The 15175-nt window shown below is 75.3% G+C and carries 15 protein-coding genes, 1 pseudogene and 2 riboswitches; of the genes and pseudogenes, 11 read left to right on the top strand and 5 right to left on the bottom strand.

Features of this window, described 5'->3' with window-relative positions; translation table 11 throughout:
* Positions 1-154 precede the first annotated feature (154 nt).
* Positions 155-541: a glycine cleavage system protein GcvH gene (gene gcvH, locus E0D90_RS15455; protein ID WP_130798793.1), complete on the bottom strand. Its 387-nt coding sequence runs from the start codon at positions 539-541 to the stop codon at positions 155-157.
* A 120-nt stretch (positions 542-661) separates the two neighbouring features.
* Positions 662-1816, bottom strand: coding sequence for a glycine cleavage system aminomethyltransferase GcvT (gcvT, locus tag E0D90_RS15450; protein WP_130798791.1), 1155 nt, complete (start codon positions 1814-1816; stop codon positions 662-664).
* Between the two features lie 55 nt (positions 1817-1871).
* Positions 1872-1981, bottom strand: a riboswitch (glycine riboswitch).
* 1 nt (position 1982) lies between these two features.
* Positions 1983-2074, bottom strand: a riboswitch (glycine riboswitch).
* Positions 2075-2321: 247 nt separating this feature from the next.
* On the opposite strand from gcvT, the pseudogene E0D90_RS15445 reads away from it, so the two are divergent.
* The 8 genes and pseudogenes from E0D90_RS15445 to E0D90_RS15410 all read left to right on the top strand — a co-directional run.
* Positions 2322-3077 (top strand): annotated as a pseudogene (locus E0D90_RS15445) (enhanced serine sensitivity protein SseB); the annotation flags it as partial.
* A 337-nt stretch (positions 3078-3414) separates the two neighbouring features.
* Positions 3415-4230: an enhanced serine sensitivity protein SseB C-terminal domain-containing protein gene (locus tag E0D90_RS15440; protein ID WP_130798789.1), complete on the top strand. Its 816-nt coding sequence runs from the start codon at positions 3415-3417 to the stop codon at positions 4228-4230.
* 137 nt (positions 4231-4367) lie between these two features.
* Complete coding sequence (locus tag E0D90_RS15435; RefSeq protein ID WP_103529403.1) at positions 4368-5021, top strand: trimeric intracellular cation channel family protein; 654 nt, start codon at positions 4368-4370, stop codon at positions 5019-5021.
* 88 nt (positions 5022-5109) lie between these two features.
* A complete protein-coding gene (locus E0D90_RS15430; RefSeq protein ID WP_130798787.1) occupies positions 5110-5979 on the top strand; it encodes a thioesterase family protein in 870 nt (289 codons plus the stop codon).
* Between the two features lie 180 nt (positions 5980-6159).
* Positions 6160-6633 (top strand): Dps family protein, encoded by a 474-nt coding sequence (locus E0D90_RS15425; RefSeq protein WP_103500120.1) that lies wholly within the window; start codon positions 6160-6162, stop codon positions 6631-6633.
* Positions 6634-6989: 356 nt separating this feature from the next.
* Positions 6990-7256: a hypothetical protein gene (locus E0D90_RS15420; RefSeq protein WP_130798785.1), complete on the top strand. Its 267-nt coding sequence runs from the start codon at positions 6990-6992 to the stop codon at positions 7254-7256.
* A 105-nt stretch (positions 7257-7361) separates the two neighbouring features.
* Positions 7362-7955, top strand: coding sequence for a response regulator (locus tag E0D90_RS15415; RefSeq protein WP_130798783.1), 594 nt, complete (start codon positions 7362-7364; stop codon positions 7953-7955).
* Between the two features lie 205 nt (positions 7956-8160).
* Entirely contained in the window at positions 8161-9516 is a 1356-nt protein-coding gene (locus tag E0D90_RS15410) for a type III PLP-dependent enzyme domain-containing protein (RefSeq protein WP_130798781.1), read from the top strand.
* Positions 9517-9574: 58 nt separating this feature from the next.
* On the opposite strand, the gene E0D90_RS15405 is transcribed toward E0D90_RS15410, so the two are convergent.
* The gene (locus E0D90_RS15405) at positions 9575-9982 is read right to left on the bottom strand and encodes a cupin domain-containing protein (protein ID WP_130798795.1); all 408 of its coding nucleotides are present in this window, start codon (positions 9980-9982) and stop codon (positions 9575-9577) included.
* Positions 9983-10175: 193 nt separating this feature from the next.
* Positions 10176-10994 carry an N-acetylmuramoyl-L-alanine amidase gene (locus E0D90_RS15400; protein WP_103500123.1) on the bottom strand — a complete coding sequence of 273 codons (819 nt, stop codon included), beginning with the start codon at positions 10992-10994 and terminating at the stop codon, positions 10176-10178.
* 132 nt (positions 10995-11126) lie between these two features.
* On the opposite strand from E0D90_RS15400, the gene E0D90_RS15395 reads away from it, so the two are divergent.
* On the top strand, positions 11127-12296 hold the full coding sequence (locus E0D90_RS15395) for a cysteine desulfurase family protein (RefSeq protein WP_103529398.1): 1170 nt from the start codon (positions 11127-11129) through the stop codon (positions 12294-12296).
* A gap of 119 nt (positions 12297-12415) precedes the next feature.
* Positions 12416-13552 (top strand): tRNA 2-thiouridine(34) synthase MnmA, encoded by a 1137-nt coding sequence (gene mnmA / locus E0D90_RS15390; protein ID WP_130798779.1) that lies wholly within the window; start codon positions 12416-12418, stop codon positions 13550-13552.
* A gap of 31 nt (positions 13553-13583) precedes the next feature.
* Here mnmA and E0D90_RS15385 read toward each other — a convergent pair whose 3' ends face one another.
* Positions 13584-14390 (bottom strand): carbon-nitrogen hydrolase family protein, encoded by an 807-nt coding sequence (locus E0D90_RS15385; RefSeq protein ID WP_130798777.1) that lies wholly within the window; start codon positions 14388-14390, stop codon positions 13584-13586.
* Between the two features lie 55 nt (positions 14391-14445).
* Between E0D90_RS15385 and E0D90_RS15380 the strand changes: the two genes are divergently transcribed.
* Positions 14446-15135 (top strand): SDR family oxidoreductase, encoded by a 690-nt coding sequence (locus E0D90_RS15380; protein WP_103500127.1) that lies wholly within the window; start codon positions 14446-14448, stop codon positions 15133-15135.
* The last annotated feature ends 40 nt before the right edge of the window (positions 15136-15175 follow it).

Raw genomic sequence — 15175 nt, 5'->3', positions numbered from 1 at the left:
CCCGCCCCGTGTGCGCCGGTCCGCGGACCGGCGCACACGGGGCGGGGCCCCGTGGAGTGCGCGCCGGGCGTGTGCCGGCTCTCGTCGCACCGGGCGAACGCCGGTCCCGGCCGCCGGGCGGGCGCGACGGCCCACCCGGCGGCACGAGCGACGGTCAGGCTCCGGTGAACGCGGCGTACTCGTCGGCGGAGAGCAGGTCGGCCGGCTCCCCGGCGTCGGCGTCCAGCCGCACCTTGAACAGCCAGCCGCCCTCGAACGGGGCGGAGTTCACCAGCGAGGGGTCGTCCACGGCGTCCTGGTTGACCTCGGTGATCTCGCCGGTCACCGGCGAGTAGAGGTCGCTGACGGACTTGGTCGACTCCAGCTCGCCACAGGTCTCGCCCGCGGTGACCGTGGAGCCCAACTCGGGGAGCTCGACGTACACGACGTCACCGAGCGCACCGGCCGCGTGCGCGGTGATGCCCACCGTCGCGACACCGTCGGTGGCGGGCGACAGCCACTCGTGCTCCTTGCTGTAGCGCAGCTGCTGGGGGTTGCTCATGGCCTGGATTCTCCCGGGTCGGTGTGGTGCGGGGCTGTGCGGTCTTGGCAGGTGGGACGAGGCGCGGCGGCCGGGCCGTGGGGCGGTGCGGGGCAGGGCCCGCCGGCCCCGCGGCCCGGGTCAGCGTGCCCGCTTGTAGAACGGTAGGGCAACGACCTCGTAGGGCTCCCGTGCCCCGCGGATGTCGACGCCGACGCCGGTCTCCGCCGCGCTGCCCGGGGCGGCGAACTCCGCGTCCACGTAGGCCATCGCGATGGGCTTGCCCAGGGTGGGGGAGGGGGCGCCCGAGGTCACCTCGCCGATCGCCGCACCGTCCGTGTCCAGCACGCCGTACCCGGCACGCGGGACACGCCGGCCCTCGGCGACCAGGCCGACCAGCCGGCGCGGCGGCGCCTCCTCGGCGCGGCGGGCCGCCGCCTCCAGCGCGGCGCGGCCGACGAAGTCGCCCGGCTTGTCGAACTTCACGACCCGCCCCAGGCCCGCGTCGAACGGGGTGGTCTCGCGCGTCAGTTCGTGGCCGTACAGCGGCATCCCGGCCTCCAGGCGCAGCGTGTCGCGGCACGACAGCCCGCACGGCACCAGGCCGTCCGCGGCGCCCGCCTCCGTCAGCGCCTCCCACAGCCGGACCGCGTCCCCGGGGGCGACGAACAGCTCGAAGCCGTCCTCGCCGGTGTAGCCGGTCCGCGCGATGAGCGCCTCCACGCCGGCGACGGTGCCCGGCAGGCCGGCGTAGTACTTCAGGCCGTCGAGGTCGGCGTCGGTCACCCGCTTGAGGATGCCCGCCGAGGCCGGGCCCTGGACGGCGAGCAGGGCGTAGGCGTCGCGGTCGTCGCGGACCGCCGCGTCGAACCCGGACTGCCGTTCGTGGAGCGCGTCCAGCACCGTCTGCGCGTTGGAGGCGTTGGCGACGACCATGAACTCCTGGTCCGCCAGGCGGTAGACGATCAGGTCGTCGAGGATGCCGCCGTCCGCGTCGCAGATCATGGTGTAGCGGGCGCGGCCCGGCTTCAGCGCGGAGAGATGGCCGACCAGCGCGAAGTCCAGCAGCTCACCGGCCGCGGGGCCCGAGACCGTCAGCTCGCCCATGTGGGAGAGGTCGAAGAGGCCCGCGCGGCCGCGGACGGCCTGGTGCTCCTCGCGCTCGCTGCCGTACCGCAGCGGCATGTCCCAGCCGGCGAAGTCGGTCATCAGCGCGCCCAGCGCGCGGTGCGTGGCGTCGAGCGCGGTGGTGCGCGGTGCGTCGGGGGCGTCCGGAGCGGACGGGGGGACGGTCATCTGCTGGCTCCCGTGGGTGGACGTGACGGCGCGCGGACGCACCTGTGCGGTGGCGCCCTCCCCATCTGTCATCGGCACCTGAGAGGTTCGCCGCACCCGGTCGGAAGAGGGGCGGGCTTGCACCGTCGGTGGGGCCGTGACGAGACGGCCCGCTTTTCAGATCTGCCTTCCACGCGCGGTAGGTCGGCCTGAGAGATTCAAGGGAGGACTTGCTCCTTCGGCGCCCCGAGGTCTCGGGGGCTCTCCCGCGCGCGGTCAAACGGCCGGTATGTGATTGTCGGGCCATCATCGCACGAGGTGTCCGGCCGGGCGGGAAGGGCCCGCGCGCCGCGCGCGGAGCCCGCCGGCGTCCGCGTGGGGCGGGACGGCGTCCTCGTGGGGCGGGACGGCACGGGGCGGGCCCCGCGCGGTGACGGCGCCGCGTGGGGCACCCCCGCGCGGGGCTCCCCGGCGGTGAACCGGGTCGGCGCCGGCGTGTCCGCGCGCTGCACTAGGGTCTGCGTCCATGAGCGGAACAGGGCCCGGACCGGGCGGACCATGGCCGGCCAACGAGCTGGAGGAGGCCCTCCAGGCCGCCGTAGGCAACCCGGAGTCGGGGGCGCGGCTGATCGAGGTGCTGGCCCGCAGCCAGCTGTGGGTCCCGTTGCCCGAGGGGGGCGGGCCCGACAGCGCCGATCTCGACCTGCCGACCCTGGAGATCCACGGCGGCGCCTATGTGCCGGTCTTCAGCTCCATCGCCGAGTTCCGGACCGCCGCCGGCTCCCACCTGTCGTTCGCCGTGGCGCCCGGACAGGAGTTCGCACGGGGTCTGCCGCCCCAGGCCGGAATCGTGGTGAACCCCGGCGGCACCATCGGTGCGCCGATCCCGCCGCCCGCCGTCGCCGAGATGTGCCGCGCCACCCCCGGCCGGCAGGTCCCCGGCCGCCCCAGCGGCGCCCGGATGCGGCTCTTCGAACCGGACTGGCAGCAGGAACCCGTCGACTTCCTCGGCTCCGCCGCCGGTGAACTGGCCGTCCTCGGATATGTGCGCACGGCCCGCCGGGGCCTCACCAGCGCGGAGGGCGCGCCGCCCTCGCTCTGCGTCGGGGTCGAGCTCGACGGCATCGGCCCGGACACCCACGCCGAGCTCCAGCAGGCGCTGGGCCGTGCCCTCGCGATCAACCCCGTCCCCTGGCCGGTGCAGCTGGTCCTGATGGACACGGCGGAGGACCCGGTCATCGACTGGCTGCGCAGCTGCGTCTCCCCGTTCCACCGGCGCGAGGACCAGTACGGCGAGGACACCGGCGCGTACCCCGACGCCGGTTACGACGACGGCCGGTACGACGACGGAGGCCACGGCGCCTCCGCCGCGCACGACGGGTACGACGGCTACGACGGCTCCCACGGGTACGACACGTCCGGGGGAATCGCCGAGGGCCACGGCGCCCCGGGCGGCGGGGCGGACCGCTGAGCGGCGCGGGGCCCTCGCGTGCCCCGCGCCGCTCCACCGCGCGCCCGCGCCCTGTCCGGCCCTCCGCCGAACTGCTTGTATAGCGAGGTGCGGACCGGGCCTCGGACCGCCGGCCCCACCCGCCACACGACCAGGAGGACGGCCCACCATGAGCGCGGGGCGAAGCGTCGACCAGCTGCGGTCCCTGGTGACCGGTCCCGACCGCCTCGCGGCCTACGAGGAACTGCTCACCGCGCTCGCAGACTCCCGTCTGTGGATGCCGCTGTGGCACGGAGCGGCCGGCGACGCCGACGCGCGCTACGGCGGCATGGAGTCCGGTGGCTACGGCTACGCGCCCTGCTTCACCTCCGAACGGGAACTCGCCGCCAGCGGCTGGGGCCGTGACCACGAGGTCACCGACGGCCGCACGGTCGCCTCGGCCCTCTACCGGGACCGCTGCGGCCTCTGGCTCGATCCGCACACCGACGGCGGCGGCCTCGGGGTTCCCTGGCTCGACCTGCGCCGCGTCGCCGAAGGGCTGGACCGGCTGCCCGCCGGCCCGCTGCGCATCTCCGAACCGAGCGTCGGCGCGCCCGCGTTCTACCACCGGCTGGTCGAGGAGGCCCGCCGCACGCGGGTCCTGCGCGGCCTGTGGCGCGGCTGGGTCCAGCCCGCCACGGGCGACGCCTACCTGGTCCTCGGGCTCGACATCGACACCCCGGGGCCCCAGGCCACCGAGGCCGTACGGCTGATGATGCGCCGCTCGGTGTCCGCAGCCCCGGGGGGCATGGCGGTCGGCACCGTCGTGATGTCCGACCGCTACGACCCGGTGGCGCTGTGGCTGCGGGCCCGCACCAGGCCCTTCTACGACCGGGACGCGCCGGCCGGTGCCGGCGGCAGCGCCCACCCGTTGCCGCCGCCCCTGCTCAGCCCGGACGGCACGGGCCATCCCGGCCACGGGTACGGCTACCCCCGGCTGCGCTGAGGGCCGCCGAGGGTCGCTGTGGGCCGGCGCTTTGGTCAGTTCTGACGGTCGCTTGTCCGGCGCCCTCCGCAATCTCCGGCGCGCGCGGGGCGTGGGCCGCACCGCGCGCCGCGCCGGTGGACGGCGAGAATGCGCGGGTGGAACTGCTCAATCCCTCGCTCCAGCACTGGCTGGACCTCGCCGGGATCTTCGTCTTCGCCATCTCCGGCGCGCTGCTGGCTGTGCGCAAGAACTTCGACGTCTTCGGGATCGCCGTCCTCGCCTTCGCCACCGGGCTCGGTGGCGGGCTCTTCCGGGACCTGGTCATCGGCGCAGTGCCTCCGGCCGCCTTCACCGAGCTCGGATACTTCCTGACACCGCTGGTCACCACCGTGCTGGTGGTCTTCCTCCATCCCGAAGTGGAGAGGATCAACCGCGCGGTGCAGGTCTTCGACGCCGCGGGCCTCGGGTTCTTCTGCGTGGTGGGCACCGTCAAGGCCTACGAGTACGGGCTGGGGACGGTGGCCAGCGCGGCGCTGGGCCTGGCCACGGCCGCCGGCGGCGGGGTGGTGCGCGACATCCTGGCCAACGAGATCCCCTCGCTGCTGCGCTGGGACCGGGAGATCTACGCGGTACCCGCGGTCGTCGGCGCCAGCTCGGTGGCGCTGCTGCTCCGCTTCGACGCGCTGAACAACTGGACGATGGCGGCGTCGGCACTGGTGGCGTTCGTCATCCGGCTGCTCGCCCTGCACTACAACTGGCGTGCGCCACGTGCCTGGCGGCGGCGCAGCGCTGCCACGGAGGAGGAGTAGCCGAGCCGTCCGGGGCGCCCGGGAGCGCCCGGCGCTCACGCGCCCCCGTGGCTACCGAGCGGTAGCTTAGGGGCGGTACTGTCGCCGCATGGCTATCCGTATCCCCGAGGGGGACCACCTCCCCGAGTTCGACCGCGACACCGCACTGGTACCCGGCGCCCCCGGCGCCCCCGGCGCCCCCGGCGTCTTCGACGCGGAGATCTCCGCCGGCTGGTCCATCGTGGGAGCCGTCAACGGCGGCTACCTCAAGGCGATCCTCGGCCGTGCCCTCGCCGCCACCCTCCCGCACCCCGACCCGTTCACCGCCACGGCGCACTACCTGTCCGCGACCCGGCCCGGCCCCGCCGTGGTGCGGGCCTCGGTGATCCGCGCCGGGCGCACCCTGTCCACCGGCACCGTCTCGCTCGTGCAGGCGGCGCCGGACGGCAGCGAGGTGGAGCGCATCCGGATGCTCGCCACCTACGGCGAGCTGGACGCCCTGCCCGACGACGTGCGCACCGGCGCCAAGCCGCCGCAGCTGCCCCCGTACGAGGAGTGCGTGGGCCTCGACCAGGCGCCGGGCAACGGTGCTCTCGGGGACATCTCCATGATCGACCGGATGGCGTCCCGGCTCGACCCCGCCGTCGCCGGCTGGGCGATGGGGCGGCCCTCCGGCCGCGGGGAGACGCGCGGCTGGTTCGCCTTCGCGGACGGCCGGGAGCCCGACCCCCTCGCGCTGCTCCTGGTCGGTGACGCCATGCCGCCCACCGCGTTCGACCTGGGGATGCTCGGCTGGGTGCCGACCGTCGAACTCACCACCCATGTGCGCGCCCGCCCCGCCCCCGGGCCGCTGCGCGTCGCCATCGCCACCCGCAACCTGGCCGGCGGCTTCCTGGAGGAGGACGCCGAGGTGTGGGACAGCGCCGACCGGCTGGTCGCCCAGTCCCGCCAGCTCGCCAGGGCGCCGCGTCAGGGCTGACCCCGCCTGTGCCGGGCCGGTTCATTCGCCGTGGCATGCCTGCCGTCCTCCCCGCCTCCCGTCCTCCCAGGGGGGTGGCGCGGGGCCGCCCGGGGGCTGTTCGGCGCTGTCCGAGCGCGCCCGTGAAGCCGGGGGTATCGTGGCTGAAAAGCCCCGATCAGGCAGGAAAGTGGACGTTCTATGTATACGGTGAAAAGCACTCTGCCGGACGAGACCCTCAAGATCGTCGGCCACGCGCTGCAGGGAGCGCTCGTCGACCTGATCGACCTCTCGCTGGTGGCGAAGCAGACCCACTGGAACGTGGTCGGCCCCCGGTTCCGCTCGATCCATCTCCAGCTGGACGAGGTCGTGGACAGCGCACGCAAGTACTCCGACATCGTCGCCGAGCGCTCCTCCGCGCTCGGTATCTCCCCGGACGGCCGGGTCGGCACCGTCACCTCGGGCACCGGCATCGCCACGACGGCGGAGGGCTGGCAGCGCGACACGGAGGCCGTAGGCACCCTGGTGGCCGCCCTGTCCGCCGTCATCGCGCGGATGCGCGAGCACATGGCAGCCACCGGCGAGGTGGACAGCGTCACCGAGGACATCTTCATCCAGATCACCGGTGACCTGGAGAAGCACCACTGGATGTTCCAGGCCGAGAACGTCGGCTGAGGCCGCTCGCACCACCCGACGGTCCCTCAGCGGCGGCGACGCCCCGCCCCGTACGCCGGGGCGGGGCGTCGCCGTTGCCGCACGGGGCGGCTCGCTGTCGGTGCCGCTGGACACCGTGCGCGGCATGAACCAGCACCGCCCAGACCACCGGGGCGCACGACGCCGGATACTGGGCCGAGCTGGTCGGGATCTCCGTCGAGGAGTCCGGGCTGGCCGTCGCCGACGAGGACCGCACCTTCGACACCGCGACGCTGCGGACCGAGGGCATCCGGGCCGGCAACGGCCACCTCCACTACCTGCTGGCCGCCGCCGACGACCACGGGCACGCGGCGCCGTCCGCCACGGTCTACGCGGCGATGCGGCGCCTGGACCCGCGCCTCACCCCGCGCCTCACCCCGCGCCCCGACCCGGACGGAGCGGAACTCCTGCTGGCCGGCGAGGGGTGCCTGGAGCGGCTGCGTGAGGCGGAGACGGCCGGCACGGACCCGGGCGAGGACGTGCGGCTGGTCGCGCGGTCCGCCCTGCTCGCCCGGATCGACCGGCTCCCCGCCAACTGGGAACTGCTCTTCGCCCCGCTCCGGGACGCCCTCAGGGACGCCCTCAGGGACTCCGGCACACCCTGAAGCCCGGAGTCCGCCGGGCCGCCCCCGCGCCCGCCGACCCGGCGAGGGAGCCCGCCCCGTGCCCGTACGCTGGGCGGCGGTACGGCGGCGGACGGGAGGGCGGGCATGCGCATCCTGCTGNTCGAGGACCACCCCATCGTGCGGCTGGGCCTGAAGGCGGCGATCGAGACCCAGCCCGACATGCGTGTGGTCGGCGAAGCCGAGACCGCCGCCGACGGCGCCCGGGCCGCCCGCGCCCTGCGCCCCGCCGTCGTGGTACTCGCCCTGCGGCTGGAGGGCGAACTCTGCGGACCCGACCTGTGCCGGGAGATCAAGCGCGCCGCCCGGCCCCCGGCCGTGCTGGTCTACACCGCCTTCGACTCCGCGGCCGACGCCTCCGCCAGCTACCTCGCCGGGGCCGACGGCTTCCTCCACCGCCGCACCGCGCCGGACCGGCTGCTCACCAGCATCCGGGACACCCACGCCGGCCGCCGGGTGTGGGTGCCCCGGGAGCACCCGGGGGAGTCGCCCACCACGGCGACGTCCCCTCCCTCCGCCCGGCTGACCCCGCGCGAGCACGAGGTGCTGGGCCTGATCCTGCTGCGCAACACCAACGCCCAGATCGCCGAACGGCTCGGCCTCGCCCTGCCCACCGTGAAGACACATGTGCGCGGCGTGCTGCGCAAACTCGGGGCAGGCAGCCGACGCGACCTCTTCTGACGCGTGCGGGGCGGCGCGCTCCACGCGCCCGACCGCCCCATGCGGCACCGCCCCGCGCCCCGCGCATACCCCGCGTCCCCTGCATACCGCGCGCCCCGCGCGCCTCGGGCGGGCTCATCCCGCAGGGATGAGTTTCCCGGCCCCACGGGGCGGATCGCCGGGCCCCACGCCCCGCGCCGCACGCCACGCGTGTTTGGCTGCCCGGATGGCACCCAACAGCGAGACCCCAGCACCCGACGGGCCCGCAGTCCGGCTCCGTGCCCGCCGCGACCTGGCCGTCGCCGCCGCCGTGCGTCAGGGCCTGGTCGACGACGAACAGCCGCTCGTCGCCCTCCTCGACCTGCGGACCGTCCACGACACCGTGCACGCGCTGCACACCGCGTTCGGCGAGGCCGGCACCGCCGACCGGCCGCCGCTGCACACCTTCGCCGTCAAGGCGGGATCGCTGGTCCCGGTGCTGAGGCTGCTCAACGGCCTCGGCGTCGGCTGCGAGGTGGCCAGCCCCGGCGAACTGGCCCTGGCCCGCGCCGCCGGGGTGCCCGCCGACCGCATCGTCCTGGACTCCCCGGCCAAGACCACCGCCGAACTGCGGGAGGCGCTGGAACTGGGCATCACGCTGAACGTCGACAACTCTCAGGAGCTGACGCGACTGGACCGGCTGACCGCCGGCACCACCCCGCGGGGCGCGCTGGGCCTGCGCATCAACCCCCAGCTCGGCGCCGGCAGCATCGACGCCATGAGCACCGCCACGGCCACCTCCAAGTTCGGCGTGGCGCTCCAGGACCCCGGCGCCCGGGCGTGGGTGCTGCGCGCCTATGCCGACCGCCCCTGGCTCACCGCGCTCCACTGCCACGTCGGCTCCCAGGGCATGCCCCTGGAGCAGATGGCCGCGGGCGTCGCCGCCACCTACGAACTGGCCGAGGAGATCAACGAGGCCGCCCTCGCCGCGCGCGGGCGCCGCCAGATCGCCAGCCTCGACATCGGCGGCGGGCTGCCGGTCAACTTCGACTCCGACGAGGTCAGCCCGACCTACGGCGAGTACGCCCGGCTGCTGAAGGACCGGGTGCCCGGGCTCTTCGACGGGCGGTACCGGGTGGTGACCGAGTTCGGGCGCTCCCTGCTGGCGAAGGCCGGCGTGATCGTCGCCAGGGTGGAGTACACCAAGAGCGCGGGCGGACGGCGGATCGCCGTCACGCACGCCGGCGCGCAGGTAGCCACCCGCACCGTCTTCGCCCCGGAGTCCTGGCCGCTGCGCGTCGCCGCCTACGACGCCGACGGTCGGCCGGGCACCGGTGCCCCCGTTCGTCAGGACGTCGCGGGGCCCTGCTGCTTCGCCGGGGACCTGGTGGCGCGCGACCGCGAGCTGCCCGCCCTGGAACCGGGCGACCACGCCGCGCTGCTGGACACCGGGGCCTACTACGCCTCCACGCCGTTCGGCTACAACAGCCTGCCGCGCCCCGCGGTGCACGGCTTCACCGTGGGGCCCGAGGGGGTGCCGGAGTTCACGGTGATCCGGCGGGCGCAGACCGTGGCCGAGCTGGTCGCCGAGTCCGGCGGCTGACCGGCCCGCCGGGAGCCCCGGGGCGTGGCGGGGAGCGCGGAAGCGGCGCGGGCGCGGTTCAGGGACGTGCCGCCCGCGGCTCGTGCGGCTCCCGCGCCGCCTCCGGGACCGCGTACCCGGGCACCGAGGGCCAGCGCACCGTCAGCACCACCGACTCCTCCTCCGCGTACCAGGAGTGGTCCACACCCCTGCCCCAGACGACGTAGTCGCCCTGCCGTGACAGGACCACGTCCCGGCCGGGCAGCTCGACGCGGAATTGCCCGCTGACCAGCACCAGCACCGCGGTGCGTTCCTCGCCGCGGACCCACCGCGCGCGGCGGTCGCCCCGGGGGTGGACGCCCCACTTGACCTCCACGGCGCTGCTGTGCCGGGGGTCGCCGGGCTCCTTGAAGTGCCCCATCAGCCAGCCACGGTCCAGCGGCGCGTCCACCCCGGCGTTTCCGGTGTACACACCGTCGGCCCGCAGCGCGACGGCGGCGGGTGCGGTGCCCGGGGCCGCCGGGGCCGTGCCGTCGGCGAGTGCGTGGGCGTGGGCGTGGGCGAGTGCGTGGGCGTGGGGCGGGTCGTCGCGGTCCATGGGGCGGGAACGTACCAGCAGGCCGCCGCCCCGCCGCACGGGGCGGTGCGGTGGCCCCTCGTGTGCGCGTCGCCGACGGCGCTCAGGCCGCTTCGGCGGCCGCCTCCCGGACCATGCCGATGTACCGGTCCCAGTCCCAGTGCGGGCCGGGACAGATCCGCACGATGTCGGGGACCTCCCGGTGGCCCACGATGTGCTCCCGGTCCACCGGGATCTCGTGACGCGCGCAGATGCCCGCCACCAGCCGGGCGGACGACTCGTACATCGTGTCGGTCAGGAACTCCGGGCGGTCGGCCCAGCCCTCGTGCTCGATGCCGACCGACCGCTCGTTGAAGGCCCGGTGGCCCGCGTGATAGGCGACATCCAGCTCCCGCACCATCTGCGCCACGTGCCCGTCCTCCGACCTCACCACGTAGTGGGTGGCCGCCCGGTGGGCCGGGTCCTGGAACACCCTGAGGGTCACCGGGTACGTCGCCTCCGGCATGTGGATCACCACCCGGTCCACCCGGAAGTCGCGCGGTCTGCTGGCGCGGCGCAGGTTGGCTCCCGAGGCGGGGACCCACTCGGCACCCGCGTGGTCGACCTCGCCCTCGACGCGGGGCGTCTCGGTTCCGGAGTAGCGCCACCACCAGCTCTCCAGGGTCTCCCGCTGGCCGTAGCCGATCGCGCCCGCGGCGCCCACCACGCCGAGCGTCGCGGCGCCCTTCAGCAGCGAGCGGCGGCTGACGCCCCCGTCCCCGCCGGTTCCGGGGCCGTCCTCCCCGTTCTCACCCGCGGGAGAGCTTCCGTCGTCGTCCCGCCGACCCGCGCCTCGCCCGGGGCCGCCGGGTGGCCCGCCGCCCCTGCTGTGCCGGGCCCGGCCGTGCCGGGGTCCGGTGCCGCGCTCCGGTTCCGTGCTCATCTTTCCTCCGGTCCTCGGCCGGAACAACGCCATCGGCCGCCGCGCGGTTCCCCTCCCGGCGCGACGCCGGGTCCCGTTCCGCCCCGGGCGCCCGTCACCGGTGGGCGTGGGGCTCGTAGAATCTGCCCCACCATGCCGTACTTCGACCATGCCGCGACCACCCCGATGCTCCCCGAGGCCATCGCGGCGATGGCCGCCCAGCTTCCCCTCACCGGCAACGCCTCCGCGCTGCACGCCGCGGGCCGCCGGGCACGCCGCACGGTGGAGGAGGGCCGCGAGCAGCTGGCGGCAGCCGTCGGCGCCAGACCCAGTGAGGTGGTCCTCACCGGCGGTGGCACCGAGGCCGACAACCTCGCCGTCAAGGGCCTCTACTGGGCACGCCGCGCCGCCGACCCGCGGCGCGTGCGGGTGCTCGCCAGCCCCGTCGAACACCACGCGGTGCTGGACGTCGTCCAGTGGCTCGCCGACCACGAGGGCGCGCGAGTCGAGTGGCTGCCCGTCGACCACCTCGGCCGGGTCCACCCCGACGCGCTGCGGACCGCGATCGAACGCGACCCGGGCGATGTCGCGCTGGTCACCGTGATGTGGGCCAACAACGAGATCGGCACCGTGATGCCGATCGCCGAACTGGCTTCCGTCGCCACCGAGTTCGGCATCCCCACCCACGCCGACGCGGTCCAGGCCGTCGGCCAGCTCGATGTCGACTTCGGCGCCTCGGGCCTCGCCTCGCTCGCCATGTCCGGGCACAAGATCGGCGGGCCCTACGGCGTCGGCGCGCTGCTGCTGGGCCGCGAGTGGACCCCGACCCCGCTGCTGCACGGCGGCGGTCAGGAGCGCGACGTGCGATCCGGCACCCTCGACGTACCGGCCGTCGCCGCGTTCGCCGTCGCCGCCGACCGCGCCGTCGCCGCCCGTCCGGCGTTCGCCCGGGAGATCGGGGCGTTGCGCGACGAACTGGTGGCGGCCGTGCTGCGGGCCGTGCCGGACGCCGTGCTCAACGGCGACCCCGACCCTGCGGGCAGGCTGCCGGGGAACGCGCACTTCGCGTTCCCCGGCTGCGAGGGTGACTCGCTGCTGCTGCTGCTCGACGCGCAGGGCATCGCCTGCTCCACCGGCTCCGCCTGCACCGCCGGCATCGCCCAGCCCAGTCACGTCCTGCTCGCCGCCGGCTCCGAACCGGACCTCGCACGCGGCACCCTCCGGTTCTCCCTGGGCCACACCTCCACCCGCGAGGAGGTGGCCACACTCGCGGAGGCCATCGGCCCCGCCGTCCGGCGCGCCCGCAGCGCCGGCCTCAGCTGACCGGGCGCCGCGGGGCGGTACGGCGCCGCGGGGCGGTACGGGTCCGAGGGGACGACGCGGCCGCGGGACGACGGGGCCGCCGCACGCACCGTCCGCGGGCCCGTACCCTGGAGTGCGTTATGACTTCCCCTTCCCGTCTGCGTGTCCTCGCCGCGATGTCCGGCGGGGTGGACTCCGCCGTCGCCGCCGCCCGGGCCGCCGAGGCCGGGCACGACGTCACCGGCGTGCACCTGGCGCTCTCCGCCAACCCCCAGTCGTTCCGTACCGGCGCGCGGGGGTGTTGCACGCTGGAGGACTCCCGTGACGCCCGCCGGGCCGCCGACGTGATCGGTATCCCGTTCTACGTCTGGGACCTCGCCGAGCGGTTCCGCGAGGACGTCGTCGACGACTTCGTCAACGAGTACCAGGCCGGCCGCACGCCCAACCCGTGCCTGCGCTGCAACGAGCGGATCAAGTTCGCCGCGCTCCTCGACCGCGCCCTGGCGCTGGGGTTCGACGCGGTCTGCACGGGCCACTACGCGCAGATCACCACCGGCGCCGACGGCGCGCGGGAGCTGCACCGGGCCTCCGACGAGGCGAAGGACCAGTCCTATGTCCTCGGCGTCCTCGACGAGCGCCAGCTCGCCCACGCCCTGTTCCCGCTCGGCGACACCCTCACCACCAAGACCGAGATCCGGGCCGAGGCGGAGCGGCGCGGCCTGGCCGTCGCCAAGAAGCCCGACAGCCACGACATCTGCTTCATCGCCGACGGCGACACCCAGGGCTTCCTCGCCTCCCGGCTCGGCGCCGCGGAGGGCGACATCCTCGACGAGGACGGCGAGCGCGTCGGCACCCACCGGGGCGCGCACGGCTTCACCGTGGGGCAGCGCAAGGGGCTGCGCATCGGCCGCCCCGCGCCCGACGGCAAGCCCCGGTACGTGCTGGACATCTCGCCGGTGGACAACACCGTGACCGTCGGACCGCTCGAAGCGCTCGACGTCCACGCCCTCACCGCGATCCGCGCCCGCTGGTGCGGCACCCCGCCGAGCGGGCCGGGCCGCTACACCGCCCAGCTGCGGGCGCACGGCGACGAGACCCCCGTCGCCGCCGAGCCGACGGCCGACGGCGGGCTGGTGGTCCGCTTCGACGCGCCGGTACGAGGCGTGGCGCCGGGCCAGGCCGTGGTGCTCTACGACGGCACCCGGGTCGTCGGCTCCGCCACCATCGCCGCCACCTCGCGCGAGCCCCACCCCGCGGCGACCTCCACCGGCGGCTGAGCCGGTCGTCCCAGCGGTCGGCGGGGCCGCCTCAGGCCAGCACGTCCGCCCTGCCGTTGGTGAGCACGGGCACCGCCGCCCGCGCCCGGTCGACCGCTTCGGCCGGGTCGAGGTCGACCGTCAGCAGCCCCGGCTCGGGCCCGAGCCGTCCCACCACCTCGCCGAGCGGCGAGACCACCATGCTGTGCCCGATCCCGGTGGGAGCCCGGCCGGCCGGGCTCCCACCGACCGTCGCCGGGTCGGCCTGGCCGCAGGCGACCACCCAGCACGTGCTGTCGAGTGCGCGTGCCCGGACCAGCACCTCCCACTGCTCGGCCTTGCCCGGTCCGGCGCCCCAGGACGCCGGCAGCACCACCACCCGGGCCCCGTCGTCCGCGAGCCGGCGGAACAACTCGGGGAACCGCACGTCGTAACAGGTGGCGAAGCCCACCGTCACGCCGTCCAGCGGCTCCGTCACCACCCGGTCGCCGGGGGCGACCGTCTCGGACTCCGCGAAGCCGAAGGCGTCGAACAGGTGCAGCTTGTCGTAGTGGGTGTCCACGCCCCGGCCCGTGATCAGCAGGGTGTTGGTGACCCGGCCGTCCGGCGCCGGGGTGAACATCCCCGCCACCACCAGCAGCCCGGTCCGCTCAGCGACGGCGCGCACGCCCTCCGCCCACGGTCCGTCGAGCGGCTGGGCGACCGGCCCCAGCGGAATCCCGAACCGCGCCATCGCGGCCTCGGGAAAGACGACCGCCGCCGCGCCCTCGTCGGCGGCGCGCACGGCCTGTTCGGCCATGGCCTGGAGATTGCGCTCCGGATCTGTGCCGGAGAGCAGCTGACTGACGGCGATTCGCATGGTGCCTCCCACACCCGTGTCTACCACGGACGGGGCCGTACGGAATCATGGCGGCATGGCAACTCATGTGATCACGGGAGCCGGCTCGGGCATCGGGGCGGCCGTCGCCGAACGCCTCGCCGAACGCGGCGACGAACTGTGGCTGTGGGCACGCGACGCGGGCCGCGCCAAGGAGCTGGAGGCGCGGTTCCCCGGCGCCCGCACCCTGGTCGGTGAACTCGCCGAGCCCTCGCGGCTGTCCTGGGCCCTCAGCCACCAGGAACTGCCCGAGCGGGTCGACTCCCTGCTGCACGTCGCCGGCGTCGTCGACCTCGGCACCGTAGGGGAGCTGACCCCCGCGAGCTGGCAGCACCAGCTGGCCGTCAACCTCGTCGCCCCCGCGGAGCTGACCCGGCTGCTCCTCCCGCAGCTCCGGCTCCACCGCGGCCACGTCGTCTTCGTCAACTCCGGTGCCGGTCTGCACGCCCACCCGCAGTGGGGCGCCTACGCCGCGAGCAAGCACGGCCTCAAGGCCCTCGCCGACTCGCTGCGCGGCGAGGAACAGCCCAACGGCGTCCGCGTCACCACGGTCTACCCCGGCCGCACCGCCACCCCCATGCAGGCCAAGGTCCACCAGCAGGAGGGCAAGGAGTACGACGCCGGGCGCTGGATGACGGCCGAGTCGGTGGCCACCACCGTGCTCACCGCGCTCGACCTGCCCCACGGCACCCATCTCACCGACCTCACGGTCCGCCCCACCGGCTGACCGCCGCGCCCCCGCGTGGGGCGGACCGTGAGGTCGGTGA

The sequence above is a fragment of the Streptomyces otsuchiensis genome, from assembly GCF_004305975.1.
GTDB classification, from domain to species: domain Bacteria; phylum Actinomycetota; class Actinomycetes; order Streptomycetales; family Streptomycetaceae; genus Streptomyces; species Streptomyces otsuchiensis.
Note: the sequence above shows the minus strand (reverse complement) of the source record. Positions and strands in the feature narration are given on the sequence as shown.